At 64.5% G+C, this 25626-nt stretch carries 27 protein-coding genes, 1 tRNA gene and 1 pseudogene; 10 read left to right on the top strand and 19 right to left on the bottom strand.

What is annotated here, in order from left to right; translation table 11 throughout:
- Positions 1-99 precede the first annotated feature (99 nt).
- Positions 100-1134, bottom strand: a complete 1035-nt coding sequence (locus tag CRO22_RS15100) for an MBL fold metallo-hydrolase (RefSeq protein ID WP_097070996.1) — start codon at positions 1132-1134, stop codon at positions 100-102.
- Positions 1131-2813, bottom strand: a complete 1683-nt coding sequence (locus CRO22_RS15095) for an acyl-CoA dehydrogenase (RefSeq protein WP_097070995.1) — start codon at positions 2811-2813, stop codon at positions 1131-1133. The genes CRO22_RS15100 and CRO22_RS15095 overlap by 4 nt, the downstream gene beginning before the upstream one ends.
- A gap of 136 nt (positions 2814-2949) precedes the next feature.
- Between CRO22_RS15095 and CRO22_RS15090 the strand changes: the two genes are divergently transcribed.
- Positions 2950-3903, top strand: a complete 954-nt coding sequence (locus CRO22_RS15090) for an L-threonylcarbamoyladenylate synthase (RefSeq protein ID WP_176518663.1) — start codon at positions 2950-2952, stop codon at positions 3901-3903.
- A 3-nt stretch (positions 3904-3906) separates the two neighbouring features.
- On the opposite strand, the gene CRO22_RS15085 is transcribed toward CRO22_RS15090, so the two are convergent.
- Positions 3907-4275: a ribbon-helix-helix domain-containing protein gene (locus CRO22_RS15085; protein ID WP_097070993.1), complete on the bottom strand. Its 369-nt coding sequence runs from the start codon at positions 4273-4275 to the stop codon at positions 3907-3909.
- A 24-nt stretch (positions 4276-4299) separates the two neighbouring features.
- The gene (locus CRO22_RS15080; protein WP_097070992.1) at positions 4300-4857 is read right to left on the bottom strand and encodes a DJ-1/PfpI family protein; all 558 of its coding nucleotides are present in this window, start codon (positions 4855-4857) and stop codon (positions 4300-4302) included.
- Between the two features lie 165 nt (positions 4858-5022).
- Here CRO22_RS15080 and CRO22_RS15075 point away from each other — a divergent pair, with 165 nt between their 5' ends.
- From CRO22_RS15075 to neuC, 3 genes are all read left to right on the top strand, one after another.
- Complete coding sequence (locus CRO22_RS15075; RefSeq protein ID WP_097070991.1) at positions 5023-5922, top strand: lysophospholipid acyltransferase family protein; 900 nt, start codon at positions 5023-5025, stop codon at positions 5920-5922.
- Positions 5919-6947, top strand: coding sequence for an N-acetylneuraminate synthase family protein (locus CRO22_RS15070; RefSeq protein WP_097070990.1), 1029 nt, complete (start codon positions 5919-5921; stop codon positions 6945-6947). The genes CRO22_RS15075 and CRO22_RS15070 overlap by 4 nt, the downstream gene beginning before the upstream one ends.
- Positions 6948-7034: 87 nt before the next feature.
- Positions 7035-8168 carry a UDP-N-acetylglucosamine 2-epimerase gene (gene neuC, locus CRO22_RS15065; RefSeq protein ID WP_097070989.1) on the top strand — a complete coding sequence of 378 codons (1134 nt, stop codon included), beginning with the start codon at positions 7035-7037 and terminating at the stop codon, positions 8166-8168.
- A gap of 29 nt (positions 8169-8197) precedes the next feature.
- Here the strand turns inward: neuC and CRO22_RS15060 are convergent, their stop codons facing one another.
- From CRO22_RS15060 to ettA, 8 genes are all read right to left on the bottom strand, one after another.
- A complete protein-coding gene (locus tag CRO22_RS15060) occupies positions 8198-9145 on the bottom strand; it encodes a Gfo/Idh/MocA family protein (protein ID WP_097070988.1) in 948 nt (315 codons plus the stop codon).
- Complete coding sequence (locus tag CRO22_RS15055; RefSeq protein ID WP_097070987.1) at positions 9139-9924, bottom strand: SDR family NAD(P)-dependent oxidoreductase; 786 nt, start codon at positions 9922-9924, stop codon at positions 9139-9141. Before CRO22_RS15055 ends, CRO22_RS15060 begins: the two co-directional genes overlap by 7 nt.
- Positions 9921-10631, bottom strand: a complete 711-nt coding sequence (locus CRO22_RS15050) for an acylneuraminate cytidylyltransferase family protein (protein ID WP_097070986.1) — start codon at positions 10629-10631, stop codon at positions 9921-9923. Before CRO22_RS15050 ends, CRO22_RS15055 begins: the two co-directional genes overlap by 4 nt.
- A gap of 231 nt (positions 10632-10862) precedes the next feature.
- Positions 10863-11084, bottom strand: coding sequence for a 50S ribosomal protein L31 (rpmE, locus tag CRO22_RS15045; RefSeq protein WP_097070985.1), 222 nt, complete (start codon positions 11082-11084; stop codon positions 10863-10865).
- A gap of 11 nt (positions 11085-11095) precedes the next feature.
- Entirely contained in the window at positions 11096-11470 is a 375-nt protein-coding gene (gene rplS, locus CRO22_RS15040; protein WP_097070984.1) for a 50S ribosomal protein L19, read from the bottom strand.
- A gap of 273 nt (positions 11471-11743) precedes the next feature.
- Positions 11744-12058, bottom strand: a complete 315-nt coding sequence (gene cutA / locus CRO22_RS15035; protein ID WP_176518661.1) for a divalent-cation tolerance protein CutA — start codon at positions 12056-12058, stop codon at positions 11744-11746.
- Between the two features lie 183 nt (positions 12059-12241).
- On the bottom strand, positions 12242-12379 hold the full coding sequence (locus CRO22_RS15030; protein WP_097070982.1) for an entericidin A/B family lipoprotein: 138 nt from the start codon (positions 12377-12379) through the stop codon (positions 12242-12244).
- Positions 12380-12470: 91 nt separating this feature from the next.
- Positions 12471-14126, bottom strand: a complete 1656-nt coding sequence (gene ettA, locus CRO22_RS15025) for an energy-dependent translational throttle protein EttA (protein WP_097070981.1) — start codon at positions 14124-14126, stop codon at positions 12471-12473.
- Positions 14127-14248: 122 nt separating this feature from the next.
- Between ettA and CRO22_RS15020 the strand changes: the two genes are divergently transcribed.
- Complete coding sequence (locus tag CRO22_RS15020; protein WP_097070980.1) at positions 14249-15010, top strand: zinc ribbon domain-containing protein; 762 nt, start codon at positions 14249-14251, stop codon at positions 15008-15010.
- Between the two features lie 63 nt (positions 15011-15073).
- Here CRO22_RS15020 and CRO22_RS15015 read toward each other — a convergent pair whose 3' ends face one another.
- Both CRO22_RS15015 and rimO read right to left on the bottom strand, forming a co-directional pair.
- The gene (locus CRO22_RS15015; protein WP_097070979.1) at positions 15074-15280 is read right to left on the bottom strand and encodes a cold-shock protein; all 207 of its coding nucleotides are present in this window, start codon (positions 15278-15280) and stop codon (positions 15074-15076) included.
- A 191-nt stretch (positions 15281-15471) separates the two neighbouring features.
- Entirely contained in the window at positions 15472-16866 is a 1395-nt protein-coding gene (gene rimO / locus CRO22_RS15010; RefSeq protein ID WP_097070978.1) for a 30S ribosomal protein S12 methylthiotransferase RimO, read from the bottom strand.
- Positions 16867-17071: 205 nt separating this feature from the next.
- On the opposite strand from rimO, the gene CRO22_RS15005 reads away from it, so the two are divergent.
- Complete coding sequence (locus tag CRO22_RS15005) at positions 17072-18349, top strand: OmpP1/FadL family transporter (RefSeq protein ID WP_097070977.1); 1278 nt, start codon at positions 17072-17074, stop codon at positions 18347-18349.
- A gap of 355 nt (positions 18350-18704) precedes the next feature.
- On the opposite strand, the gene CRO22_RS15000 is transcribed toward CRO22_RS15005, so the two are convergent.
- Entirely contained in the window at positions 18705-19604 is a 900-nt protein-coding gene (locus tag CRO22_RS15000; protein WP_097070976.1) for a LysR family transcriptional regulator, read from the bottom strand.
- Positions 19605-19723: 119 nt separating this feature from the next.
- Here CRO22_RS15000 and CRO22_RS14995 point away from each other — a divergent pair, with 119 nt between their 5' ends.
- A complete protein-coding gene (locus tag CRO22_RS14995; RefSeq protein ID WP_097070975.1) occupies positions 19724-20146 on the top strand; it encodes a DoxX family protein in 423 nt (140 codons plus the stop codon).
- 55 nt (positions 20147-20201) lie between these two features.
- Positions 20202-21038 (top strand): 4,5-DOPA-extradiol-dioxygenase, encoded by an 837-nt coding sequence (ygiD, locus tag CRO22_RS14990; RefSeq protein ID WP_097070974.1) that lies wholly within the window; start codon positions 20202-20204, stop codon positions 21036-21038.
- Between the two features lie 3 nt (positions 21039-21041).
- Here ygiD and rnd read toward each other — a convergent pair whose 3' ends face one another.
- The 4 genes from rnd to CRO22_RS19235 form a co-directional block, all read right to left on the bottom strand.
- Positions 21042-22202 carry a ribonuclease D gene (rnd, locus tag CRO22_RS14985; protein ID WP_097070973.1) on the bottom strand — a complete coding sequence of 387 codons (1161 nt, stop codon included), beginning with the start codon at positions 22200-22202 and terminating at the stop codon, positions 21042-21044.
- A 110-nt stretch (positions 22203-22312) separates the two neighbouring features.
- A complete protein-coding gene (gene purN / locus CRO22_RS14980) occupies positions 22313-22900 on the bottom strand; it encodes a phosphoribosylglycinamide formyltransferase (protein ID WP_097070972.1) in 588 nt (195 codons plus the stop codon).
- The gene (purM, locus tag CRO22_RS14975) at positions 22897-23943 is read right to left on the bottom strand and encodes a phosphoribosylformylglycinamidine cyclo-ligase (RefSeq protein WP_097070971.1); all 1047 of its coding nucleotides are present in this window, start codon (positions 23941-23943) and stop codon (positions 22897-22899) included. The genes purN and purM overlap by 4 nt, the downstream gene beginning before the upstream one ends.
- Positions 23944-24087: 144 nt before the next feature.
- Complete coding sequence (locus CRO22_RS19235; RefSeq protein ID WP_245860997.1) at positions 24088-24282, bottom strand: DUF805 domain-containing protein; 195 nt, start codon at positions 24280-24282, stop codon at positions 24088-24090.
- A 456-nt stretch (positions 24283-24738) separates the two neighbouring features.
- Here CRO22_RS19235 and CRO22_RS14965 point away from each other — a divergent pair.
- Both CRO22_RS14965 and CRO22_RS18685 read left to right on the top strand, forming a co-directional pair.
- Positions 24739-24814: transfer RNA gene (locus CRO22_RS14965), tRNA-Ile, on the top strand.
- A 90-nt stretch (positions 24815-24904) separates the two neighbouring features.
- Positions 24905-25626, top strand: a pseudogene (locus tag CRO22_RS18685) (hypothetical protein); the annotation flags it as partial.

Below are 25626 nucleotides of genomic sequence, written 5' to 3'. Positions count from 1 at the left end.
GGACGACGGAAAATGAACACTCTCCGGATGCGCGCGGCGTGCGTTTTCCGACCTTCTGTTCTTTCTTGGCAACGCTCGCAAAACCGCGCGCTGACACGCTCAGCGCAACGACCAGCACCAGCACCCGTTGCGCATCTCCCTCACCGCTTCGCCGCGCAGATAGAGATGGTTGAGATGCGCCACGGCCTCGACGAGCGCGAGCCCGTATTCCGAGATGCCGATCTCGCGTTTGAACAGCACCGGGAAGCATTCCGCTGCCGTATGCGGGCGCTCGGAAAGCCGCGCGCGCAGCCGTTCCAACGCGCCTTCGTGGTTCTCGATCATCTGTTTGAGCCGCAGCGGCAGGCCATAAAACGGCGTCTTGTGGCCGGGGAGCACAAGCTGATCGTCTTGCGCGAAGGCAAGGAAGGCGCGGCAGCTCGCAAGCCAGTCCGCCACCGGATCGGCGAGCGGCTCGGTGGCGTAGACGCCGAGATTGGCGGAAATCGAGGGCAAAAGCTGGTCGCCACCGAGGATCAGACTGTCTTGCTCGCTCCAAAGCGTTGCGTGGTCGGGCGCATGGCCCTGGCCGATCCGCACCCGCCAGCTGCGCCCGGCGGCGCGGATCACGTCGCCCTCGATCATGTTGCGAAAGCCGAGCGGCAGCGGGTGGACGCAATCGGCGAAGTTGAAGGGGCGCTCGGTGGCGCGGAATTCGAGAAGCACCGGGTCCATTCCCGCCGCACGCCAGAAATCGAGCGTTTCCGGCACCGGCACCGGCTGTTCATCGAGCATCAGCATGCGGGCGAACAGCCAACTCGTGCGGGTGGTCCAAAGTTCGGCACCGCGCGCCTGCAACCAGCCGGCAAGGCCGATATGGTCAGGGTGGTAATGGGTGACGATCACCCGCCCGACCGGCTTGCCGGCGAGCGGCCCTTCGAGCGCCTTTGTCAGCGCCGCGCGGCAGGCCGCGCTGTCGATACCCGGGTCGACGAGCGTCCAGCTCTCGCCCTCGTCGAGCGCATAGGCGTTGACGTGATCAAGCGCCATCGGCAGGGGCAGGCGCAGCCAGAGCACGCCCTCAGCCACCTCCAGCGTCTCACCAAAGGCAGGGGGGGTCTCAAACGGGTAGCGCAGGCCGTGTTTTGTCTTCATGCGCCAAGGTCTTCGGGCGAAAGCGCGAAAAGGTCAACCGCCCCCGCCCGTGCCGCAGCAAGATCCGCCTCTGCCTGCGGCAGGATCCGGCGGATGTAGATCGCGGCAAGCTTCGCGCGCGCGCCATCGGCGAGCGCTGCCTGCAGATGGTAATGCGCGCCGAGCACACGGGCGAAGGCACGCAGATAAGGGACGGCGCCGGCGAACCGGTCCTGCGTGCTCTGCGCAATGAGCGCCTCGGTCGCCTCGCGCATCGTCTCGGCCGCCTGCCAGACGGCTTCGGCCAGATCGGGCAGCGCCTCGCGTGCGGCCTTTGCGGCGTCTTCCACCTCCTGCAAAAGCCGGAATGCGGCGCGCCCTTCGTCCATCATCTTGCGGCCCACAAGATCCATCGCCTGAATGCCGTTCGTGCCCTCGTAGATCGCCGTCACGCGCACATCGCGCAGATATTGCGCGGCGCCCGTCTCCTCGATGAAGCCCATGCCGCCATGCACCTGAATGCCCTGATCGGCGACATGGATGCCCACATCGGTGCCATAGGCCTTGGCGATGGGCGTGAGAAGCGCCGCGCGCGCGTGCCAGCCCTCCTTGCCGGTCGCCCGCCCCATGTCGAGCGCAACGGCACAGGCGAGCGCAATCGCGCGCGCGGCAAAGATCTCGGCGCGCATCTCGGCCAGCATCCGGCGCACATCGGCATGCGCGATGATCGGGCCGAACTGCACCCGCTCCCGCGCGTAGTCGAGCGCCTTCTGATAGGCGCCCTCGGCGATGCCGATCCCCTGCACGCCCACGGCAAGACGGGCGTTGTTCATCATCGTGAACATCGCCGCCATGCCCTTGTTCGGCTCTCCCACCATCCAGCCGGTTGCGCCCTCGAAGCTCATCACGCAAGTGGGCGAACCATGCAGCCCCATCTTGTGTTCGAGCGAAACCACCTTGAGGCTGTTGGCCACGCCCGGATTGCCTGCCGCATCAGGGAGGCGCTTGGGCACCATGAACAGCGAGATCCCCTTGGTGCCGGGCGCCGCATCGGGTAGCCGCGCGAGCACCAGATGGCAGATGTTCTCCGTCAGATCCGAATCGCCCCAGGAGATGAAGATCTTCTGCCCGGTGATCGCATAGGTGCCATCGCCCTGCGGCTCGGCCTTTGTGCGCAAGGCCCCCACATCCGAGCCCGCCTGCGGCTCGGTCAGGTTCATCGTGCCCGACCAGGTGCCCGCAATCAGCTTCGGGATGTAAAGCGCCTTGATCTCTTCGGAGGCGTGATGCTCCAGCGCCTCGATCTGGCCCTGCGTGAGCAGCGGGTTCAGTTGGAGGGCAAGGTTCGCCCCGGACATCATGTCGTTGATCGCCACGCAAAGCGTTTGCGGCAGGCCCATGCCGCCATATTCCTGCGTCGCGGCAACGGCCACCCAATGCCCTTCAGCGATTTGCGCGTATGCCTCCTTGAAGCCCGGAGAGGACCGCACCACGCCGTTTTCGAGCCTGGCCGGGTGCAGGTCGCCCGCGCGCGAGAGCGGCGCCATGACCTCATCGCAGAGCCGCCCCGCCTCGGTCAGCACCGCCTCCACCGTCTCGCCCGTCGCCTCGGCAAAGCGCTCGGTTTCGGCAAGCGGCGCGAACGGAACCACCTTGTCGAGAATGAAGCGGATTTCGGCAACGGGGGAGCGATAGGCCATGACGGTCTCCTTGGTGCACGCGTCTCGCGCTTGGCAAAGCCCCGCCACGCGCTTATGTCGGGAAGTTGATGGCAGGGTAACGCAAGGGCAGTCCCCGTCCACCGCAACGCAGCGTCACGAAGGGCCCATGCAGGAAATGACGGAACGTCTGGGAAGCGATGCCGCGGGGCTGGCGCGCGCGGCAGAGATCTTGCGTGCCGGAAAGCTCGTCGCCTTCCCGACCGAGACGGTCTACGGGCTTGGCGGCGATGCCCGAAATGGCACCGCCGTTGCGGCGATCTTTGCCGCCAAGGGGCGGCCGCATTTCAATCCCCTGATCGTGCATGTGGCCGACCTTGCGATGGCCGAAGCGGTGGCCGAGTTCACGCCCCGGGCACGCGATCTGGCGCGCGCTTTCTGGCCCGGGCCGCTCACGCTCGTGCTGCCGCTCAAGCCCGGCTCCGGGATCGCCGATCTCGTCACCGCGGGGCTCGACACGGTGGCGCTTCGCCTGCCCGCGCATCCGCTTGCCCGCGCGCTGCTCACCACCTTTGGCGGCCCGCTGGCCGCCCCTTCGGCCAATCCTTCGGGCAAGGTCAGCCCGACCGAGGCGGATCATGTGATGGAGGGGCTTTCCGGGCGCATCGCCGCGGTGCTCGATGGCGGCGCCTGCCCGGTGGGGGTGGAATCGACGATCCTGAGCCTTGACCCCCCGACCCTTTTGCGCCCCGGCGGGCTGCCCGTCGAGGCGCTCGAAGAGGCGCTCGGCGCGCCGCTGGAGAGTGGCGGCGATGCGCAAAAGCCAAATGCCCCCGGCCAGCTCAGCTCGCATTACGCCCCGGGCGCTGCGGTGCGCCTTGAAGCCACCGAAAAGCGCCCGGGCGAGGTGTTCATCGGCTTTGGCCCCGGCGGCCCGGAGGCCGACCTCAGCCTCTCGGCCTCCGGGGATCTTGTTGCCGCCGCCGCAGCGCTTTTTGCCACGCTGCGGCTGGCCGACAGGCTCGCCACCGTGCTCAAGGCACCGACCATTGCTGTCGCGCCGATCCCGGAAAAGGGCCTTGGCCGGGCGATCAACGACCGGCTGCACCGCGCCGCCGCGCCGCGCGGCTGAGGCCTAGTTCATGCGTTGAAACCGGCCCCGCCCCGCTTCCTCCCGCGCGAGGATCTCGCGCGCGGGATGGGCGGCGATCGGCACGCGCCGGTCGGGCGAGATTTCCCCCGCCGCGATCAGCGCGTGATAGCGCGCACAGCAGACCCGCAGGAACGAGGTGAAATTCCCCAGATCATGATCGGCGGCGCGCGCCTCGTGCCAGAGCCGCGTGATCAGCTGCGCCGTGGTCATGCCGTCACGCTGGCCGATCTCGCTCAGCGTCTCCCAGAAATGATCCTCGATCCGGATCGAGGTGGCGACCCCGTCGATGCGCAGGCTGTGGGTGCGGCTGTGCCACTGGCCCGCATCGGCCTTGATGAAAAGTTCGCACATCGCGGGGCCTCCCTCCCGTTGATGTCAAAGGAGCGCCATGAACTGCTTCAGCCACGCGGGATGTGCGGGCCAGGCGGGCGCCGTCACCAGATTGCCATCGGTCACCGCTTCTGTCACCGCAATTTCCGCGAAATTGCCCCCCGCGGCCGTAACCTCGTAACAGCAGGCCGGATAGGCCGAGCAGGTCCGCCCGGAGAGCACGCCCGCCGCGGCCAGAAGCTGCGCGCCGTGGCAGATGGCCGCCACGGGTTTGTCCGTCTCGAAGAAATGCTGCACCATCGCGATCACCGCAGGGTTGAGGCGCAGATATTCCGGCGCCCGCCCGCCGGGGATCACCAGCGCATCATAGCTTTCCGCCGTCACCGCGTCGAAATCTGCATTGAGCGCGAAATTGTGTCCGGGCTTTTCGGAATAGGTCTGATCCCCCTCGAAATCGTGAATCGCGGTTTTCACCGTTTCGCCCGCTGTCTTGCCGGGGCAGACCGCATCCACGCTGTGGCCGCAGGCCAGAAGCGTCTGGAACGGCACCATCGTCTCGTAATCCTCGGTGAAATCGCCGGTAATCATCAGAATCTTCGCCATCTTGCATCCTCCCTTTGCGGTGGCCTTGGCTCCAGCCTGCCGCAACTGGAAACCAAAGTGGTGGTAGCCCGATACTACGCCAGCGCCCCCCGGCCCGGGCGCGGGCGCTTGACATCGGCCGGGGCGCCGCCGAAGAGAGAGGACCGAAGGAGGGATCTGGCCGCGATGGCGCTGAACAAGGACAGGATCGAGGATGCCTTCCTGAGGCTGATGATCGGCGCGGTGAGCCGCGTTCCCTATCGCGCGCGAGTGCGGATCTTCGGTTGGCTGACCGGCTATGTGATCGCACCGCTTGCGGGCTTCATCACCAAGGGGGTGAAGAACCTGCAACTGATCTTCCCCGAGATGCCGCGGGCCGAGGCCCGGGCGATTGCCCGCCGCGTGGCGGTGAATTTCGGCAAGACCACGATCGAGAACTATTCGAAGGACGAACTCGCCGAGGTGCTGCGCCACTGCCGCATCGACGGGCCGGGGCTTGCCGCGTTCCACACGGCTTTGGCGCAGGGCCGGGGCGTGATGATCGCCTCGGGCCATATCGGCAATTACGAGACGCTGCGGGTGGCGATCCACAACATGGGGCATCCGGTCGCCGCGCTCTACCGCCCCGCCACGAACCCCTATTTCAACGAACACTACAAGACCACGATGGAAAGCCTCACGGGACCGGCCTTCGAGCAGGGCCGCAAGGGGGTCTTGGCCTTCGTGCGCCACGTGCGCGAAGGCGGGGTCGCGGCGATGCTTTTTGATGTGCGCGCCGCGCGCTATGGCGATATCGCCTTCTTCGGGCTGCCCGCGCCGACCTCCCCCTTCCCTGCCGAGATCGCGCTGAAAACCGGCGCGTTGCTCCTGCCGATCTTCACCCATCGCTGCGAGAACGGCATCGACCACGAGGTCTATTTCGACACCCCGATCGCGCCCTCGGCGCCGGAGGCGATGATGCAGGAGCTTTCGCATCGGCTCGAGGCGCAGATCCGCCGCTTCCCTGATCAATGGCTCTGGATCCATGACCGCTGGGGCAACGCAGAAGCCCGTGCAAACCGCACCGCAAGGAGTAAAGAGGCATGAAACTCGGTTCCCGCTCGATCGGCCCCGACCATCCGCCGCTGGTGATCGCCGAAATCGGCATCAACCATGGCGGCTCGCTCGATGTCGCGAAGGAAATGGTCCGCCTCGCCGCGGCCGCGGGCTGCGAATGCGTCAAGCATCAGACCCACATTCTCGAAGACGAGATGACCGATGAGGCCAAGCAGATCTTTCCGCCCAATGCCGATGTCTCGATCTGGGAGGTGATGGCGCGCTGCGCGCTCTCGCAAGACGACGAGGTGGAACTCAAGCGCTACACCGAGAGCCTTGGCATGATCTATCTCTCGACGCCGTTCTCGCGCGCGGCGGCCGAGTTTCTCGAAGAGATCGGCGTGGTGGGCTACAAGATCGGCTCGGGTGAGGCCGACAACCTGCCGCTCATCCGCCACATCGCGAAGAAGGGCAAGCCGGTGATCCTGTCGACCGGGATGCAGACAATCGAGACCATCCGCGCCAGTGTCGCGATCCTGCAGGGCTCGGGCGTCGAATTCGCGCTTCTGGAATGCACCAACCTTTACCCCTCGCCGCCGGAAATCGTCTCGCTCAAGGGCGTGAACGAATTGCAAAAGGCCTTCCCCGGCGTGCCAGTCGGCTTTTCGGACCATTCCATCGGGCCGGAGATGGCGCTCGCCTCCGTGGCGCTCGGCGCCTGCATCCTTGAGCGGCATTACACTGACAGCCGGTACCGGATCGGCCCCGACATCATCAATTCGATGGACCCGGCGGAGCTGCGCTTCCTGATCGACCGCTCGCGCGAGATCTGGATCGCGGCGAACAACCCGAAAGAGCGCACCGCTGCCGAGGAGCCGGTCTACCGCTTCGCCCGCGCTTCGGTCGTGGCGGATGCCGATCTGCCCGCAGGCCATGTGATCACCGAGGCCGATATCTGGGCGCGCCGTCCCGGTTCCGGTGAAATCCCGGGCTATGAGTTCGACAAGGTTCTGGGCAAGCGCCTGATCCGCGCAGTGACCCGCAACACCCAGCTGAAATGGTCCGACCTCGCCTGAACAGCGGGGCATCTCGGCTTCTTTCCCTTTTATTGGCGGCGCGGGAAGGCTATTCCTGCGCCCCAGACCCGTTCAGAAAGCGCGCCGATGACCATTCCAACGCCCCGTTCGATCCTGTTCGTCACCGGCACCCGTGCCGATTTCGGCAAGCTCGAACCGCTGGCCATCGCGGCCCGCGATGCGGGCTTTCGTGTCTCCTTCTTCGTTACCGGCATGCATATGCTCTCGCTCTACGGGCTGACGAAAATAGAGGTGGGCCGGATGCAGGGCGTGGCGGTGCACGAATTCCTCAACCAGCGCATCGGGGATCCGCAGGATACGATCCTCGCGAAGACCGTCGCTGGTTTTTCCGATTTCATCATCGAGCATCGCCCCGATCTGGTGGTGATCCACGGCGACCGGGTCGAGGCGCTGTCCTGTGCGCTCGTTTGCGCGATGAACTACGTGCGCTCGGCCCATATCGAGGGGGGCGAGGTTTCGGGCACGATCGACGAGATGTTCCGCCACTGCAACACCAAGCTTTCCACGCATCACTTCGTGTCGTCGGAAGAGGCAAAGCGGCGCGTGATGGTGCTGGGCGAGCCCGATGGCAATGTCCATGTGATCGGCTCGCCCGAGCTTGATTTTCATGCCGGCCCCTCGGGCGTCACGCTCGAGGCGGTGCTTGAGCGCTACCAGATCCCCTTTGCCGAGTATGGCATCGTCACCTTCCACCCGGTCACCTCCGAGGTGGAAACGATGGGCGCACAGGCGCGCGGCCTTTTTGGCGCGCTTGAGGCGAGCGGGCGCAATTTCGTGGTGATCGCGCCCAACAACGATCCGGGCTCCGAGGCGATCTTTTCCGAGCTGAAAAAGCTGCCGCCAGCGCGGTTCCGCCTGATCCCCTCGATGCGGTTCGCGCATTTTTCCGAACTGATGAAACACGCCGCCTGCATGGTGGGGAACTCTTCGGCGGGCGTACGCGAGGCCCCCTTCCTCGGTGTGCCCTCGCTCGACATCGGCACGCGCCAGACGAACCGCGCCGAGGCGCCCTCGATCTGCAAGGCCGCGGCCAGCGACGGCGCAGCGATTGCGCGGTTTCTGACCGACAGATGGGGCAAGCGATACCCCCCGCATACTGCTTTTGGCACGGGGCGGGCGGCGGAGCTTTTTTTGGAGACGCTGCGCGATCCCGCGTTCTGGAATGCGGGGCTGCAAAAGACCTTCAACGATCACGGCTGAGCCCGGGCGCATGTCCGCGCCCTTCAGCCTCAGCCCATATCAAGCGCGACATTGCCCTGAAAGACCCGCCGGCCCCAGGCCTCGGCCACCAGCCGGTCGCTCGGCAGGGTGGCGGCGAGACGCGGGGCCTGCGCGTTGATCCGCGCCCCCGCCCCCTCACGCACCAGCGCGAGGAAATCGCCCATCGCCGCAAGAAACATCTCGTTGCGCTCGAACGTGCAGGCGCGGGTCTGGCTTCCCTCGGGGGTGACGATGCGCAGCACCGGAACAAGAAAGTCGATCTCGATATTGCGCGAGAGTCCCCGCAGCCGGGCGCGGCGCAGAAAGACCGGTGAAAGGTAATCCATGCTGACCGTGCCGACCGGCCCGCCCGGAGCGGCAAGTTGCAAGGTGGTGGCAAAATCGACACCGGGGAACTCTGCCTGGCCGAGGCTGTTGACAGCGTGCAACGCGAGCCCGGGGAAAAGCAGCTGTGCCATGTCGACTTCATGCGAGAGATCAAGAAGCACGCCGCCCCCTTCGGGCCGCGCCGCATAGCTGTCGCCGAAACGCCAGTTCGGCCGCCATTGCCGTACATCGTGGCCGATCTCGAAGGCGAAGGCGTAGATGTCGGAGAGATCCTCCGCCAACAGCGCGCCGAGCAGCGGGTGGTAGCGCATCATGAAGCCGACCATGGAACGTTCCGCGACCGGAGCGGCAGCGGCATGGATCGCGGTGAGTTCCGAAAGGCTCCATGTGAGCGGTTTTTCGACATAGAAGGGCAGGCCCATGCGGGCGCAAAGCGCGATGAGCGGCAACCGGATCTGTGTGGCCGTAGCGATGACGACAGCATCGAGATCGCGGCGCGCCTCGAAGGCTGCGGCGTCGAAGTCGCGCCAGCCGATATGGGTCACGGTCGCGCCAAGCTCGGCAAGGTTCGCCGCATGACGCCGCCCGATCGAGCCCGCACCGATCACCGCAACATGGGGGCTCACCATGCGGAGAACCCGCCATCGACGTTGAGCAACTGCCCGGTGATATAGCCCGCCTGCGCCGAGCACAAAAACAGCATCGCATCGGCGATCTCGTCGGGCTTGGCCATACGCCCCGCCATGATCAGCTCGCCCACGCGGCGTTGGAACTCGTCCGAATGGCCGTTGAAAACGGCGCCCGGCGCGATCGTGTTGACGGTGGCCTTGCGCGGCGCCCAATAGCCCGCAAGCCAGACGGTGAGGCCGTGAATGCCGGCCTTGCTGACGCCATAAGCCGAGAAGTTCTTGAAAGGCATGCCGTCATAGATCGGATGATGCGCGCCATTGAGCGCATACATCGAGGCGACGTTGATCAGCGTGGCCGGGTAGCGGCCCACGATGTCACGATCCATCTGCCGCGCGATCATGAAAGCGCCGGTGAGGTTGGTGTGCAGCGTGCGCTCGAAATCGGCAACGGTCGTGTCGCAAAAATCGGGGAAGCTCTTGCCGGCCCCCATCAGCATCTCGCCGGTGATCGCGGCATTGTTGAGCACCACGTTGGGCTCCCAGCCGTCCTTGATCACGCGCTGAAAAATCTCTTCGACCTGCGCCTCTTCGCCCACATCGAGCGTGTAAAAGCGGAAGTTCGCGTTGCCCTCATGGGCCGCCTGCAGCGCCTCGGCACGCTGGCCCGGCAGGTCGGTCGCCACAACGCGCGCGCCCTCGGCGAGCATCCGGCGCACATAGGTGGAGCCGAGCACGCCGCCCGAGCCGGTGATGAAAATGGTGCGGTCGGTCAGGCTCATTGGGCGCTCTCCGGGTTCAGACGCTCGCTCATGAGCATCTCGACAAGTTTGAAATCGAACGGGCTGTCGATGTCGAGGCAGCGTTCGGGCGGCATCTCGAAGGGGATCACCCGGCCCTCGTAAATGGTTTGGGCGCGCCGCAGATAGGCGCTGTCGAGCACATAGGTGGAGGCGGCATGCTCCCAGACCTTCGGCGCCGCCTGACGCGACCAGACGCCCCCGGGCAGCGGCTTGGAGACATGGAGCGCGCCAGTCTCGTCAGCTTCCACAAGGTTGAAGTAAGGGTTCTTGCGCGCCTCGCAGACGCTCATCACCATGTCGGGCTTTTGCGCCTGAAAAAGCGCGATGGCCCCGGCCAGATCTTCGGGCAGGCGCAGCGGCGAGGTGCAGTCAAGATCGACAAAGGCCTCGACCGGGGCTCCGAGCGTGGCCTCCGCAGCCGCAAGCGCATGCTGCCAGACGCCCCATTTGGGCGCGGCATCCGTGGCGAGATGCGCAGGCCGAAGCCCGATCTCGAGTGCGCCCTTGGCAGCGGCATGGTCATAAATGCGCTCGTCATCGGTGGAAACGACAACCGCGTCGATGGCAGGGCAGGCAAAAAGCTGATCAAGCGACCAATCGATCAGCGGCTTGCCGCAGAGCGAGCGAAAGTTCTTGCCCGGAACCCCTTTCGAGCCCTTGCGGGCGCCGATATGGCCAAGGATCATCTGCAACTCCATCTTGTGGCGGGGGCCTGCGGGCAGTTGCGGCTTTATAGGACGGGGCGCGCGCCGAAGGAAGAGTGGCGCGCCAACACGTCTTGATGATCGTCTCTGGCCGTTTCGCCCCTCTCACCGGCATGTTCCGCAGCAAGTTCGCCCCCGGCGGGTCGCTTTGGCCGGCGGAAGCGAAAAGGGGCGCCAACGGCGCCCCTCTCACATCCGGTGCTGTGCTCAGGCTCAGAAGCCGAGGCCAGCGTATTTGTTCTTGAACTTCGACACACGCCCGCCGGTGTCCATCAGCTTGGCCGAGCCGCCGGTCCAGGCCGGGTGCGCGAGCGGGTCGATGTCGAGCGCCATCACGTCGCCTTCCTTGCCCCAGGTGGAGCGGGTCTGATACTCGCTGCCATCGGTCATCTTGACGGTGATGAAGTGATATTTGGGATGGGTATCGGCTTTCATCGATCCGCTCCTTACTCGGCTTTGGGCTTGTAGTTGGTGACTTCGGCGATCCGGGCCGATTTGCCACGGCGGGCGCGCAGGTAGTAGAGTTTCGCGCGGCGGACACGACCACGACGCACCACTTCGATGCTGTCGATGTTGGTCGAGTAGAGCGGGAACACGCGTTCCACGCCTTCGCCGAACGAGATCTTGCGCACGGTGAAGGAGGCGGCGATGGTCGCGCCACCCTTGCGCGCGATGCACACGCCTTCATACATCTGCACCCGCGAGCGCGTGCCTTCGGTCACCTTGTAGCCGACGCGCAGGGTGTCGCCAGCCTTGAAATCCGGGATCGTCTTGCCGAGCGCGGCGATCTGTTCCGCCTCGAGTTGTGCGATCAGGTTCATCGCATGTCCTTTCGTTGCTTGCGGTTTGTTCCGCAAAGGTGATGCCGCCCGAGAGCTCCGGTCTTCAATCGAGTCCGCCATGAGGCGCCCGCCGGAGGATCAGATCGTCTTGTGCCAACCTTCCCTGAGGCCCTCACGCGGCCACCGAAGCAGGCGGCCACAGGCAACAGGGTAAGGGTCCGAGGGCCGATTCCGGTCCGGACCCGCGCGGGATACGGCGAAAGCCGCGCCCGATCAAGGGGGATTGTGCACCCCAACGCGCCGGGGAACGCTTTAACGGGTCTGCGCTTCCGCCCAGGCGAGGTAGGCGGGGTTTGCCGCGACCGTATCGGTGAGGATCATCGGGCAGTCATAGGGATGCAGCCGCTCGATCTCGGCCACGGCCTCTGCAGCCCGCGCAGGCGTGGTTTTCAGCCAGAGCTGCACTTCCGCCGCCTCCTCCGCCTTGCCGTCCCAAGTATAAAGCGAAGTCAGATGCGCGCCGACATTGGCGCAAGCCACAAGCCGCGCCTGAACAAGCGCCCGCCCGAGCGCGAGGGCAGAGGCTTCATCGGGCAAAGTGGTGAGAATGCGAGTGAGGGGCGTCATGACCTGTTCATCCATATCAATCTGACGGTACGCGATGACCGCGGGCTCCGGCTCTTCCGATACAATCCATTCATATCAAATACCCCGGACTCAAGCCGACAAAACAATATCCACCGACGATTGCGAAACGAGAAAAGCCCCGGCTCAAAGCCGCCGGGGCATCACGCGTCCAGATAAATGGGGTTACATCTCGCTCTGAGTTTCGGCGGCTTCGGTCGTCACCGCAGCCCCGGCAGCTTGCATGTCGCGGCCAGCGCCCTTGACCGTTTCACAAGCGGTCAGCGCGAAAATGGCGAGCAGCGGAATGGCGATCTTGGTCATCGAGTCTCTCCCTGAGCTAATCTCACCTTCCAAACGCATAAAGCCGCGAAGGGTTCCCCTCGCGGCTTTCGCGATCCCGTCATACCGGTGTTTAGCGCGTGAACTTCTTGTATTTCACCCGCTTCGGCTCCACCGCATCCGGGCCGAGGCGGCGGATCTTGTCTTCCTCGTAATCCTCGAAGTTGCCCTCGAAGAATTCCACCTGTGCTTCGCCTTCAAACGCGAGGATATGAGTGCAAAGCCGGTCGAGGAAGAAGCGGTCGTGGCTGATGATGATCGCGCAGCCCGCGAAATCTTCGATCGCCGCTTCAAGCGCCTGCAGCGTTTCCACGTCAAGGTCGTTCGTCGGTTCGTCGAGGAGCAGCACGTTGCCGCCCGATTTCAGCAGCTTCGCCATATGCACGCGGTTGCGCTCGCCGCCCGAAAGGAGCCCCACCTTCTTCTGCTGGTCACCGCCCTTGAAGTTGAAAGCACCACAGTAAGCGCGCGAGTTCACCTGCGCATCGCCAAGCTCGATCATCTCCGCCCCGCCGGAAATCTCTTCCCAGACGGTCTTGTTCGCATCAAGCGCGTCGCGCGACTGGTCGACATAGGCAAGCTTCACCGTGTCGCCCAGGGTGATCGTACCTGCATCGGGGCTCTCTTGCCCGGTGATCATGCGAAAGAGCGTCGATTTCCCGGCGCCGTTCGGGCCGATCACGCCGACAATCGCGCCCGGCGGGATGGTGAAATCGAGCCCTTCGATCAGCTGGCGGTCGGCATAATGCTTGGCGAGCCCCTCGACCTCGATCACCTTGCCGCCAAGGCGCGGCCCGTTCGGGATGATGATCTGCGCGGTCGAGATCCGGTCGCGCTCGGACTGGTCGGCCATTTTTTCATAGGCCTGGATCCGGGCTTTCGATTTGGCCTGACGCGCCTTGGCGCCGGCGCGGATCCATTCGAGTTCCTTCGCCAGCACTTTTTGCTTGGCTTTGTCCTCGCGGCTTTCCTGCTCGAGGCGCTTGGCTTTCTGCTCAAGCCAGGCCGAATAGTTGCCCTCATAGGGGATGCCGCGGCCCCGGTCGAGCTCGAGGATCCAGCCGGTGATGTCATCGAGGAAGTAGCGGTCGTGGGTAACGATCAGGATCGTGCCCTTGTACTCGATCAGGTGCTTTTGCAGCCAGGCGATGGTTTCGGCATCAAGGTGGTTGGTCGGTTCGTCGAGAAGCAGCATGTCGGGCGCTTCAAGGAGCAGCTTGCACAGCGCCACCCGGCGCCGCTCGCCGCCGGAAAGGGTCGCCACATTGGCATCGTCCGCCGGGCAGCGCAGCGCTTCCATCGCCACGTCGATCTGGCTGTCGAGATCCCAGAGGTTCTCGGAATCGATCTCGTCTTGCAGGGTCGCCATTTCCTCGGCGGTCTCGTCCGAGTAGTTCATCGCGAGTTCATTGTAACGCGCGAGCTTTGCGGTTTTCTCGGCCACGCCGAGCATGACGTTTTCTCGCACACTCAAGCTCTCGTCGAGCTGCGGCTCCTGCGGCAGGTAGCCCACTTTCGCCCCTTTTGCCGCCCAGGCCTCGCCGGTGAAATCCTTGTCGATCCCGGCCATGATGCGCAGAAGCGTCGATTTACCGGCGCCGTTGACCCCCACGACCCCGATCTTCACCCCGGGCAGGAAGTTGAGGCGGATGTTTTCGAAGCATTTCTTGCCACCCGGATAGGTCTTGGAGACACCATCCATGTGGTAGACATATTGATAGGAAGCCATGCGCGCACCTTTGGAATGGGGGTTTGGTGGCTAGATAGGGGAAATGGGCGCGCGGGGGAAGGGGCGGAAGGGCGCAGTTGGCAAGGCGGGAAGGCTGTTTTAGCCTGATTGCGGAGGTGCGGATGCTCAGAACTCTGAAACAGCTCTACCTCGGCCGCTCGAAACGCGCGCAGGCGTTCCGCTATGCGCTTTTGGGCTTTGACCTCGTGACGATCCTCTTCGTCATCGCCACCTCGTTCTTTGCGCCTACCGCGTTGATCGAAGCCATCGACGCGGTGATCGGTGTGGGGATCGTGGCCGACTTTCTGGCGCGCTTTGCCATTGAGCCGCGCAAATGGCTGTTCTGGGCGCGGTTCTCCACCTGGGCCGATCTGGTGGCGCTGGTTTCCTTCCTGGCCCCCATCGCCGGGGAGAGCTTTGGCTTTTTGCGGGTGCTGCGCACGCTCAGGCTGCTCCACGCCTATCAGATGCTCTCGCGCCTGCGGCAGGATTTCCCGCTGTTTCGCCGCAACGAGGCGGTGATCCTCGCCACGATCAACTTGGCCGTCTTTCTCTTCGTGATGACCGGGTTGATCTATGCCACCCAATTTCCCGCCAATCCGCAGATCCAGAATTATGCCGATGCGCTTTACTTCACCGTCACCACGCTGACCACGACGGGCTTTGGCGACATCACTTTGCAGGGCACCTCGGGGCGGCTGCTCTCCGTTGCGGTGATGATCTTTGGTGTCACGCTGTTTTTGCGCCTCGCGCAGGTGCTCTTCCGCCCGGTGAAGGTGCGCCATGAATGCCCGACCTGCGGGTTGAAGCTGCATGATGCCGATGCGGTCCATTGCAAGCATTGCGGCACGGTGGTGCATATCGACACCGAAGGTTTAAGCTGAGCCGAAACGAAAAACGCGGCCCCCGGGGAGGCCGCGTTTCAAATTCCAATGGATCCGAAGATCTCAGGCGAGGGCGAGGTTGATCGCCGATTCGCGGCCGTCGCGGCCTTTTTCGAGATCGAAGGTCACCGCCTGGCCATCATTGAGGCCACGCAGGCCGGCGCGTTCCACCGCCGAGATGTGGACGAACACGTCCTTGCCGCCCGTCGCCGGGGCGATGAAGCCGAAGCCTTTGGTCTGGTTGAACCATTTCACGGTGCCGTTGGCCATCCGTTTTCTCCTTTGTCATGCCGCCCGCGAGATTGCGGCGGCCCGGCTCAGTCACGTCACGATCGAGAACTGAAGCCGAAAGGAAGCAGGTCGTCGAGCTAGCGCGTTGCGCGTTCACGATATGCAGCCGGAACGGGAGAAAAGCAAGAAAATTACGCGAGACATTCTGGCGCGGGGGGGCATCGCGAGGGTCAGACAAGCCGCCCCCAGAGGTCGTAATCCGAAGCCTCCTCGACCTCGACCGTCACCATGTCGCCCGGCGCCAGCCCCTCGAAGCCCTCGTCGATGAAGAGGTTGCCGTCGATCTCGGGGGCATCGGCGCGGGTGCGGCAGGTGGCGCCCTCGGCATCGACGGCATCGACGAGCACCTGTTGCAGCGTCCCTACTTTTTCCGCCAGTTTTGCCTCGGAAATCGCCTGCGCCTTTTCCATGAAGCGCTCCCAGCGCTCCTGCTTCAGCTCGGGCGCGATATGGCCGGGCAGGTCGTTCGAGCGCGCGCCCTTGACGTTTTCATACTGGAAGCAGCCAACCCGGTCGAGTTGCGCCTCCTCCATCCAGTCGAGCAGAAACTGGAACTCCGCCTCCGTCTCGCCGGGATAGCCAACGATGAAGGTGGAGCGCAGCACGATCTCGGGGCAATCGGCACGCCAGGCGGCGATCTCGTCGAGCGTTTTGGCCGAGGCCGCGGGGCGCGCCATGCGCTTGAGCGTTTCCGGGTGAGCGTGCTGGAATGGAATGTCGAGATAGGGCAGCACCAAGCCATCCGCCATCAGCGGAATGAGCTCGCGCACATGCGGATAGGGGTAGACGTAATGAAGCCGCACCCAGGCGCCCGAGGGCTGGGCGAGCCTTCCGAGCTCCCGTGCAAGGTCGGTGATATGGGCACGTACCTCCGCCCCCTTCCAGGGGCTCGCCTCATGGCGGCGATCAAGGCCATAGGCAGAGGTATCTTGCGAGATCACCAGAAGCTCGCGCACGCCCGCCTCCAGAAGCTTTTCCGCCTCGCGCAGCACCGCATGGGCCGGCCGGCTCACCAGCTTGCCGCGCATGTCGGGGATGATGCAGAACTTGCAGGCGTGGTTGCAACCCTCGGAGATTTTCAGATAGCTGAAATGGCGCGGCGTCAGCTTCACCCCCGTCGGCGGCAGCAGATCAACGAACGGGTCGGGCTTTGGCGGCGCCGCCAGATGCACGGCGTCGAGCACCTGCTCGTATTGCTCGGGCCCGGTCACCGCCAGCACCTTGGGATGCACCCCGGTGATGAACTCGGGTTCGGCACCAAGGCAGCCCGTCACGATCACCTTGCCGTTTTCCGCGAGCGCCTCGCCGATCGCCTCAAGGCTCTCCGCCTTGGCGCTGTCCAGAAACCCGCAGGTGTTCACGATCACCGCTTCCGCCCCCTGATAGGAGGGGGAGATCGCATAACCCTCGGCGCGCAACCGGGTCAAAATGCGCTCGCTGTCCACCAATGCTTTGGGGCAGCCCAGCGAAACCATGCCGATCATCGGCTGGCCGGGGCGGGGCGCATCGGAAAAGCGCGCCTGCGGCGCAAGATCGGGGCGGAGGTCGGGCGGGTTCTGGCTCATGGGAGCGCTATACACCGCCTTGGGGGGCGGCGGGAAGCGCCGAGATGGCGCCCTGCTCCCGAACCAGCGCGATTAGTCTATTAAAATTACATATATGATTTTGGGCACGGAATTGTTACCCTCGCCGCGCCCTGCCCCAAAAGGGCGGGCGATGCCGGGGCCGCGTTCGGGAGACGCGGGGCCTTTGGCGCTCAGGGAGGGAGCCATGATGTTTTCTGCACAACCCCGCTTTGCGGGGCTGGCAGTTCTGTGCCTGACGGCCGGACTGCCCAGCACGTCCAGTGCCACCGAGGGGTATTTCGCGCTCGGCTATGGCACGGCCCAGCGCGGCCTCGCCGGGACCGGCGTTGCCTTTTCGCAAGATGCGATGTCGGGGGCGATCAACCCGGCCTCGGTCGCCTCGGTCGGCCATGAGCTGAATTTCGGGCTTGAGCTGTTCGCGCCGAGCCGGGAGTTCAGCACCGGGGCCACGGCAATGCTGCCCGCCAATACCACGGTGAAAAGCGGCCACGATCTCTTCGCGATCCCGAATTTTGCCTATAACCACCCGCTGGCGAACGGGGCGGTGCTCAACCTCGCGGTTTATGGCAACGGGGGGATGAACACCTCCTACCCCAATATCGCGAATGCCAATTGCGGCCCCTTCACCGGCATCTTCTGCGATGGCAAGGCGGGGGTGGATCTGACCCAGCTCTTCGTTTCCACCACCTATGCGAAGAAAACGGGCGCCTTCAGTTGGGGGATCGCGCCAACACTCGCGGTGCAGAGTTTTGCCGCCCGCGGGATTTCCTCTTTTGCCGCCTATTCGAGCGACCCCGCGCATATGACAGGGGGCAAGCACGAGCTTTCCTGGGGCCTCGGCCTGCGCGCCGGGATACAATACGACCTGAGCCCGCAGGTCACGCTCGGCCTCACCGGGCAGACCAAATTCAACATGAGCAAGTTCGACAATTACGCGGGCCTGTTCGAGAATGCCGGCGAATTCGACATTCCCGCTGCAGTGGCTCTGGGGGTGGCCTTGCACGCGAGCCCCACGGTCACCCTGCTCGCCGATTACCAGAAGATCTTTTACAGCGACGTGCCCGCGGTGGGGAATACCTCGACCACGCTCGGGCTCTTGCCCTTGGGCAGCGCGGGCGGGCCGGGTTTTGGCTGGCGCGATGTCGAGGTGATCCGGATCGGCGCGGAATGGCAGCACTCGCCCAGCATGACCTGGCGCGCGGGCTATGCCCATGCCTCAAACCCGGTGCGATCGGAAGATGCGATGTTCAACGTCTTTGCGCCGGGCGTGGTGGAGGATCATTTCAGCCTCGGCGGCACGAAGCGGCTCAACGAACGCGACCGGCTCGATTTCTCGATCAGCTATGTGATGGCGAACACGGTGTCGGGCTACGAACGCACCCCGGCGAGCACGGCGGCGAGCACGATCACGTTGAAGATGCATCAAGTCTCGGCCGCAATAGGCTGGAGCCGGAAGTTCTGAGGGCAACGCCCGGGGCCGCGTCTCCGAGTGACCCCGGGCGAGCACGACCGGAGTGCGTCGTTCAGATGGGAAGATTTCGCGCCCCGCCCTCCGAGGCCAAATGGAACAGGATGCAAGGATACTCCGCGTCACCGGGCTTTTTCTGACGCTGCACGAGATGGGCAATGCGGGGGGCCGTCAGCATCTCGGCTGTGTTGTTTCCGGCTGCGCTTGGTGGACTTGGGGCTGCGGTGGCGCCGGGTGCGGCCCCGTCCGTTGGCAGCCTCATCTGTGCCGACCGCAGGGTATTGGCGCAGAATGGGGCGCAAGCCTCTTTCCCGGAGAGCGGCGGCATTGAGCATGGCGCAAGCCCGTTTCAAAGGATATCGGCGCGGTGCAAGTCTTCGGCGGCGAAGTCGATCAGGGCGCGAACCTTGTGCGGCAGCGCCCGGCCTTCGAGCCAGACCGCCGACAACGGCGCGCTGTCGCCCAAATGATCAGGAAAGAGCCGCACCAGCCGCTCGGCCTCGAGCGCGCCGGAAAGCGCAAAACGCGGCACATTGGCGATGCCAAGCCCATGCTCGGCGAGCGCCACTGCGGCGCGGGCGGAATTCACCTGATAGCGTCCGGAAACCTCAACCGGTATGGTCTCGCCCTCCGGGCGGTGCAGATCCCAGCGGCGCGGCCGGCGCCGGTTGGTGTCGACGATGCAATCAAACCTGGCGAGATCCGCAGGGGTCTCGGGCCGGCCCGCGCGGGAGAGATACTCCGGGCTCGCGACGATCAGGCTCTGGAAACTGCCGAGTTTGCGCGTTTTCAGCGAGAGCATGTCGGAGCGGCCGATGCGGAAGGCGACGTCGATCCCTTCGCTGGCCAGATCGACGAAGCGGTCGTCGAGCCGCAGATCTACTGAGAGCCGCGGCGCGGTGGCGGCGAAACGCTCAAGCATGCCCGCCACCCAGATCTCGCCGAAAGTGACAGGCGCCGAGACCCGCACAAGGCCGGAAAAGCCGTGCGAGCCCTCCGCGACTTCGGCAAGCAGCGCATCGAGATCATCGAGCAGCGCGGGGGCGCGGGCGAGCAACTCGGCCCCGGCCGGGCTAAGCCCCACCCGCCGCGTGGTGCGCTGAAAAAGCCGCACGCCGAGCCGCGCCTCGAGCTCGGCGACATATTTTGAGGTGAGCCGGTTCGAGACGCCCAGTTGCTCGGCCGCCCCGGTGAACGAGCCCGCCTGAGCCGTCGCCACGAAAGCGCGTAGTTCATCGACCAGATCCATGGGGTCTCATTTGGAACATTGAGGCGAAAGTCAGAGAACAACGTCGCCATTTTATGGAGAGACGTCAAGCCCTAGATAGAGCGTATCGAAGCGCTCCCGCGCCCCTTCTGGAGAAAACCATGACCTCGACCTTTTCGACCGACCTCACTGCCCTTCTGTTGCGCCTCGGCAGCGGTGTGTTGTTCCTCGCGCATGGGCTGATGAAGGTCTTCACCTTCACCATTCCCGGCACCGTGGCCTATTTTGAAAGCCTCGGCCTGCCCGGAGCCTTTGCCTATCTGACGATCCTCGCTGAACTGGGCGGCGGGCTGCTGCTCCTTTCAGGCCTCGCCACCCGGCTTGTTTCGCTGCCGCTCGTTCTCGTGCTGCTCGGTGCGACCTGGGTGCATTCGGGCAATGGCTGGACCTTCTCGAACGCCAATGGCGGCTGGGAATTCCCGCTGTTCTGGGCGCTGGTGCAGGCCACGATCGGCATTCTGGGCGCTGGCGCCTACCGGTTGCGCGTGCCCGCGCTGCAACGCGCCCTTGGCGCTTTCGCCTGAACCCAAACCTTCGGGTGGCCCCCTCCGGGGCCTCCCTTTCGAGAGGAGACCCCGGATGAGCACCGCACAACAGCTGAACAACCTGGCCGAAAGCCTGCCCCGCACCGATCGGATGCCGCTCGTTTTCCTTGGCCATGGCTCGCCGATGAACGCGATCGAGGATACACCCTATGCGCGCGCCTGGACCAGGCTTGGCCAGAGCCTGCCGCGACCGCAGGCGATCCTTGTCGTTTCGGCGCATTGGATGACGCAAGGCACGACGCTTGTCGATGTCTCGGCGCTGCCGCGCACAATCCATGATTTCTACGGCTTCCCGCAGCCGCTTTACGAGATGAGCTATCCCGCGCAGGGCGCGCCGGACCTTGCGCGAGAAGTGGTGAGCCTGCTGGCAAGTCACCATGCCGAGGCGGATGACCGTTGGGGCCTCGATCATGGCGCGTGGACGGTGCTGAACTTCCTTTACCCTGAGGCCGATGTGCCGGTGTTTCAGGTCTCGATCGACATGACCCGCGACCTGCCCGAACACCTCGAGATCGGGCGCGCCCTCTCAACCTTGCGAGATCGCGGCGTCCTGATCCTCGGTTCGGGCAATGTCGTGCATAACCTTCGCGCGATGCGGATGGGCGGGCGCCCGCAGGATTTCGCGCTTGAGTTCGACACGCTCTTTGCCGAGCGGCTCGACGCGCGCGATTTCGGGGCGCTGAGCAACCGCGCGGGCCTCGGCCATCTGCTCACCATGGCGCATCCCTCGATCGACCATTACCTGCCCGCGCTGACCATCGCAGGTGCCTCCGATGATCGCGATGCGCTCAGCTTCATGACCGATCAGATCGACCTTGGCTCGGTCTCGATGCGCTCCTTCGTGTTTCACAGCGCCGCAGCACAACGCTGAAGCTCAGACCGCGGGGACGACCCGCACCGCGCCGCCCGCGGCGGTCAAAGCGATCTCGCCGCGGGCCAGCCGCAGCGCATCCTCGCCAAACACATCAAGCCGCCAGCCGGAAAGCGCCGCCACATCGCGCTTTCCGGCGGCGATACGGTCAAGATCCGAAGCCGTGGCAATGAGTTTTGCCGCCACCCCGGCCTGTTCCGATTTCGCTTTCAGAAGCACCCGCAACAGGTCTGCCAGCGCCGTATTCACCTGCAATTGCGCATCTTCATCGGGCAGGCGCGGAAATTCTTCAGGTTTCACCTCAAGCCCCGCCTTCACCGCGGCGATGATCCCCTCGGCAATCTCGCCCCGGCGTGCCTCGCGCAAAAGGAGCCGCGATTTGCCAAGTTCTTCGAGCGTCGCCGGCTTGGTGGAGGCAAGCTCCAGCAGCGCATCATCCTTGAAGATCCGCGAGCGCGGGATATTGCGGGCCTGCGCAAAACCTTCGCGGAACCGCGCGAGTTCGCGCACCACCGCCATGAACCGGCCGGAGTTGGTCCGCGTTTTCACGCGCATCCAGGCCTCTTCGGGGCGGTTGATATAGGTCTCGGGGTTGAGCAGGATCGCCTCTTCTTCCTCGACCCAGCGCTCGCGTCCGGATTTTTTCAGCTCTTTCGAGAGAAATTCGTAGATCATCCGCAGATGGGTGACATCGGCGATGGCGTAGTTCTTTTGTGCCTCGCTCAGCGGGCGGCGCGACCAGTCGGTGAAGCGGGACGTCTTGTCGAGCGACTGCTTGGCGATCTTCTTCACCAGGGTCTCGTAGCCCACCTGTTCGCCAAAGCCGCAGACCATCGCGGCGACCTGGGTGTCGAAGAGCGGCACCGGGAAGACATTCGCCTCGGTAAAAAAGATCTCCAGATCCTGCCGCGCGGCATGGAACACCTTCACCGTCGCCTCATGGCGAAAGAGGTCGTAAAGCGGCTCGAGCGAGAGCCCCTCGGCCAGCGGGTCGAGCAGAACCGCTTCCCCCTCCTTGCAGGGCGGCAACGCCAGCTGCACGAGGCAAAGCTTGGACCAGTAGGTGCGCTCACGCAGAAACTCGGTGTCGACCGTCACATAGGGCGCGGCTTTCGCTCGGGCACAGAAATCGGCCAGGGACTCGGTTGTGGTGATCGTCTGCATCGCGCCCTTCCTGTTTCACGGGGTCATCCCGCCTCACTTTTCCTTTAGGCGCTCGGCGCCACGTTGGAAAGCACGGATTTCAACCGGAGGCGCGGCTACGCGAGGACGGTTCAGAGGTCGATCCGGCTCCGGTTGCCCGCAATGACGCGGCGCAGAACCGCCGGATAGAGCCGGTGTTCCTGCACCAGCACCCGCGCGGCGAGAGTTTCTGCCGTGTCGCCCGGTTCCACGGCGACCCGCGCCTGACCGAGGATCGGCCCGTCATCAAGCACCGGAGTGACCTCATGCACGGTGCAGCCCGCTTCCGCATCGCCCGCCTCGAGCGCGCGCTGATGCGTGTGAAGGCCCGGATATTTCGGCAGGAGTGAGGGATGGATGTTGAGCATTCGCCCCTCGAACCGGCGTACGAAATCGGGGGTCAGCACACGCATGAAGCCCGCAAGGCAGAGCATATCGGGCTTTGCCGCGAGGATCGGCTTCAAAAGCTCCGTCTCGAAAGCGGCGCGATCCTTCCCGAACGGGCGATGGTCGATCACCGCGGTGGGCACACCAAGCTGCGCGGCGCGGGCGATCCCCGCCGCCGTCGGGTCGTTCGAGGCCACAAGGACCGGCGCAGCATAGCCCAGCGTCTGCATGTCCTCGACGAGGCGCAGCATGTTCGAGCCGCCCCCCGAGATGAGGATGACAACGCGTTTCAAAGGAGCTGGCCCCGGTAGGAAACCCCCTGCCCCTCGGTCACCGTGCCGATCACGGTGACGCTCTCGCCTTCGGCCTCCAGAAGCGCCTTCAGCGCTTCGGCGCGCGCGGCCTCGACCACGCAGATCATGCCGATGCCGCAGTTGAAGGTCTTGAGCAGTTCGGCCTCTTCCATGCTGGCGGTCTCGGCAAGCCAGCGGAACACGCCGGGGAGTTGCCAAGAGGAAAGATCGATCGTCGCGCCGAGCCCCTCGGGGAGCACGCGCGGCAGGTTCTCGGTGAGGCCGCCGCCGGTGATATGCGCGAGCGCGTGCACGCCCCCTGCACGCACCGCGGCGAGCGCCTGTTTCACATAGAGCCGGGTGGGGGCAAGGAGCGCGGCCCCGAGCGTGCCATCGGAAAACGGCGAAGCCGCCTCCCAGCCGAGGCCCGAAAGCGCGACCACCTTGCGCACGAAGCTGTAGCCGTTCGAATGCACCCCGTTCGAGGCGAGGCCGAGGAGCACATCGCCCGCCTCAACCCCCGCAGGCAGATCGCTGCCCCGTTCCATCGCGCCCACGGCAAAGCCCGCAAGGTCGAAATCGTCCTTGGCATACATGCCCGGCATTTCGGCGGTTTCCCCGCCAATCAGTGCACAGCCCGATTGCGCGCAGCCCTCGGCAATGCCCTCGATGATCCGCGCCGCCTGATCGACATCTAGCTTGCCGGTGGCGAAATAGTCGAGGAACAGGAGCGGCTCCGCGCCCTGACACACGAGGTCGTTCACACACATCGCCACAAGGTCGATGCCGATCGTATCCACATTCCCGGTGTCGATGGCGATGCGCAGTTTCGTGCCCACGCCATCGGTGGCGGCCACGAGGATCGGGTCATCGTAGCCCGCCGCCTTGAGGTCAAAGAGCGCGCCAAAGCCGCCGAGCCCCGACATCGTGCCGGGCCGGATCGTGCGTTTGGCGGCGGGCTTGATGCGTTCGACGAGCGCATTGCCCGCATCGATATCGACCCCCGCTTGGGCATAGGTCAGGCCGTTCTTGCGCGCGCTCATTCGGTCACTCCTCGGGCTCGGTCGCGGGGGATTCGTCGGGCAAGCCCTACCGCAAAGGCCCTCTGCCCGCAACGCCCCGAAACCGCGGGCCGGCACCGTTGCCGCTCGCGATTCCGGATTTGCGGTTTCGCTCCGTCGGCCGCCCTACCAGCGCTTCACCGGGACGCCGAAGCGGTTTTCATGCGGCTGACCGTCCATCAGGCCGATCAGCAGGATCCCGATGAAAGCGATCAGTTGTCCGACCCAGGGGATCAGGCCCACGAAGATGAGGATCAGCAGAATCCAGCCCGGCTGCCCGATGTCATGCAACCGGCGCACCGCGAGCGCGAGGCCGGGCAAGAACGCCCCGCCTTCGCCGAAATAGCGGCGCTCATCACATAAATCTCGCGGGCAGCACCCCCCTGAGGCTCGAAGTCGACGTCCATGCCGGCTGCGGGCTGGACCGGCTGTTTCAGGTCCGACAGGCCAAAGTTGTAACGCTTGCCATCGGCGCCGGAGATGCGGCCAGTCGCTCCGGTACCGTCGAAGACTATGACTTTGCCTTGCTATAGTTATCTTCTTGTTCTGAAAATGCTCGGCGCCCCGAACGTGCACATTCTCCCGTGGCGCAATCCTTCCGGAAATTACTATGCACGACCTTTCTGCCCAGTTCGTTACGCCCCATGGCGCGGCGTCGCACGAAAGCGTGGCTCTCACGCAATACTGGCGCTGACACCGGGAGCGGAGGATCATCCGTCGCGACCCTGCGCCAACTTGACCGAACCGGGCTTCACCCGTAAGGCTGTCCCCACTCTGGGGCCTGTAGCTCAATGGTCAGAGCAGGGCGCTCATAACGCCTTGGTTGGGGGTTCGAGTCCCTCCGGGCCTACCAGAGCATCCCTTTGATATTAAATAATAACCTTGCTTATCCAAGCCTTGTGCCATTTTGGTCCCAGAGTTGGTGCCAGAATCGGGGTGCAAGATGGCTGGGAAGATTCGGTATTGGAAAGAGAAGGATGGCCGCTTCTGGGCAAGAATTTCCGTTCCTGAACGGCTTCAACCGTATCTTGACCACCCGCGGTGCGAAGTTTCTGAACCGCTTGGGGGAGATCGTCGCACCGCCCTGCGCCTGCATCCGGCCGCGGTTGCGCGTCTTCAGCAAGTAATCGCCATCGCTCAAAGCAAGGCCGACGCCGCAGCGCCGAACCTTAAAGCGTCAATCTCGCCCCGTCCGGCGATCACCCTTGCCGACTTCGGCCACGCAGTCTGGCAACGGTATTCGACCGCACTGGACGCTGACAAGGCAGCGCGCGCTTCATATCCGCGCGCAGACAAGATCGAGGCCGAGCGTGAAAAGCTCACGCGGAAAGCGCAAGCGGGAGAGATCGCCAATGAGCCATCCGCAATTCTCGACGCATCTCTCGACTTCTTGCTCCTTCTAGATGCCCAAGACTGTGATCGGTTTACACGCGAAGCAAGGCTCGCCGCTTTGAAAAGGGAACTGGCCGCCGGGCAGACACATCAAGTCGAGCACGAAATTGACGCCTATCTCGCGGAACGCGGTCTGAGTGCCGAACCCGACAGCGCCGAGCGAAATGTCCTTGCGAAGCATATGTGGACACCCCCTTCGTCAAGTCTTTCCTCAAAGCGCGTCGAATCCGGTTGGGTGCTTGCATATGTCCGGCCTCGTAGTGCGGCCGGTTG

Source organism: Rhodobacter maris (genome assembly GCF_900217815.1).
GTDB lineage: Bacteria > Pseudomonadota > Alphaproteobacteria > Rhodobacterales > Rhodobacteraceae > Rhodobacter > Rhodobacter maris.
This window is presented reverse-complemented; position numbering and strand designations above follow the sequence as displayed.

What these genes read in the sequence shown, in the direction of transcription:
- CRO22_RS15100 (WP_097070996.1), bottom strand. Translation starts at nt 1,134, where the DNA reads ATGAAGACAAAACACGGCCTGCGCTACCCGTTTGAGACCCCCCCTGCC.
- CRO22_RS15095 (WP_097070995.1), bottom strand. Translation starts at nt 2,813, where the DNA reads ATGGCCTATCGCTCCCCCGTTGCCGAAATCCGCTTCATTCTCGACAAG.
- CRO22_RS15090 (WP_176518663.1), top strand. Translation starts at nt 2,950, where the DNA reads ATGACGGAACGTCTGGGAAGCGATGCCGCGGGGCTGGCGCGCGCGGCA.
- CRO22_RS15085 (WP_097070993.1), bottom strand. Translation starts at nt 4,275, where the DNA reads ATGTGCGAACTTTTCATCAAGGCCGATGCGGGCCAGTGGCACAGCCGC.
- CRO22_RS15080 (WP_097070992.1), bottom strand. Translation starts at nt 4,857, where the DNA reads ATGGCGAAGATTCTGATGATTACCGGCGATTTCACCGAGGATTACGAG.
- CRO22_RS15075 (WP_097070991.1), top strand. Translation starts at nt 5,023, where the DNA reads ATGGCGCTGAACAAGGACAGGATCGAGGATGCCTTCCTGAGGCTGATG.
- CRO22_RS15070 (WP_097070990.1), top strand. Translation starts at nt 5,919, where the DNA reads ATGAAACTCGGTTCCCGCTCGATCGGCCCCGACCATCCGCCGCTGGTG.
- neuC (WP_097070989.1), top strand. Translation starts at nt 7,035, where the DNA reads ATGACCATTCCAACGCCCCGTTCGATCCTGTTCGTCACCGGCACCCGT.
- CRO22_RS15060 (WP_097070988.1), bottom strand. Translation starts at nt 9,145, where the DNA reads ATGGTGAGCCCCCATGTTGCGGTGATCGGTGCGGGCTCGATCGGGCGG.
- CRO22_RS15055 (WP_097070987.1), bottom strand. Translation starts at nt 9,924, where the DNA reads ATGAGCCTGACCGACCGCACCATTTTCATCACCGGCTCGGGCGGCGTG.
- CRO22_RS15050 (WP_097070986.1), bottom strand. Translation starts at nt 10,631, where the DNA reads ATGATCCTTGGCCATATCGGCGCCCGCAAGGGCTCGAAAGGGGTTCCG.
- rpmE (WP_097070985.1), bottom strand. Translation starts at nt 11,084, where the DNA reads ATGAAAGCCGATACCCATCCCAAATATCACTTCATCACCGTCAAGATG.
- rplS (WP_097070984.1), bottom strand. Translation starts at nt 11,470, where the DNA reads ATGAACCTGATCGCACAACTCGAGGCGGAACAGATCGCCGCGCTCGGC.
- cutA (WP_176518661.1), bottom strand. Translation starts at nt 12,058, where the DNA reads ATGACGCCCCTCACTCGCATTCTCACCACTTTGCCCGATGAAGCCTCT.
- CRO22_RS15030 (WP_097070982.1), bottom strand. Translation starts at nt 12,379, where the DNA reads ATGACCAAGATCGCCATTCCGCTGCTCGCCATTTTCGCGCTGACCGCT.
- ettA (WP_097070981.1), bottom strand. Translation starts at nt 14,126, where the DNA reads ATGGCTTCCTATCAATATGTCTACCACATGGATGGTGTCTCCAAGACC.
- CRO22_RS15020 (WP_097070980.1), top strand. Translation starts at nt 14,249, where the DNA reads ATGCTCAGAACTCTGAAACAGCTCTACCTCGGCCGCTCGAAACGCGCG.
- CRO22_RS15015 (WP_097070979.1), bottom strand. Translation starts at nt 15,280, where the DNA reads ATGGCCAACGGCACCGTGAAATGGTTCAACCAGACCAAAGGCTTCGGC.
- rimO (WP_097070978.1), bottom strand. Translation starts at nt 16,866, where the DNA reads ATGAGCCAGAACCCGCCCGACCTCCGCCCCGATCTTGCGCCGCAGGCG.
- CRO22_RS15005 (WP_097070977.1), top strand. Translation starts at nt 17,072, where the DNA reads ATGATGTTTTCTGCACAACCCCGCTTTGCGGGGCTGGCAGTTCTGTGC.
- CRO22_RS15000 (WP_097070976.1), bottom strand. Translation starts at nt 19,604, where the DNA reads ATGGATCTGGTCGATGAACTACGCGCTTTCGTGGCGACGGCTCAGGCG.
- CRO22_RS14995 (WP_097070975.1), top strand. Translation starts at nt 19,724, where the DNA reads ATGACCTCGACCTTTTCGACCGACCTCACTGCCCTTCTGTTGCGCCTC.
- ygiD (WP_097070974.1), top strand. Translation starts at nt 20,202, where the DNA reads ATGAGCACCGCACAACAGCTGAACAACCTGGCCGAAAGCCTGCCCCGC.
- rnd (WP_097070973.1), bottom strand. Translation starts at nt 22,202, where the DNA reads ATGCAGACGATCACCACAACCGAGTCCCTGGCCGATTTCTGTGCCCGA.
- purM (WP_097070971.1), bottom strand. Translation starts at nt 23,943, where the DNA reads ATGAGCGCGCGCAAGAACGGCCTGACCTATGCCCAAGCGGGGGTCGAT.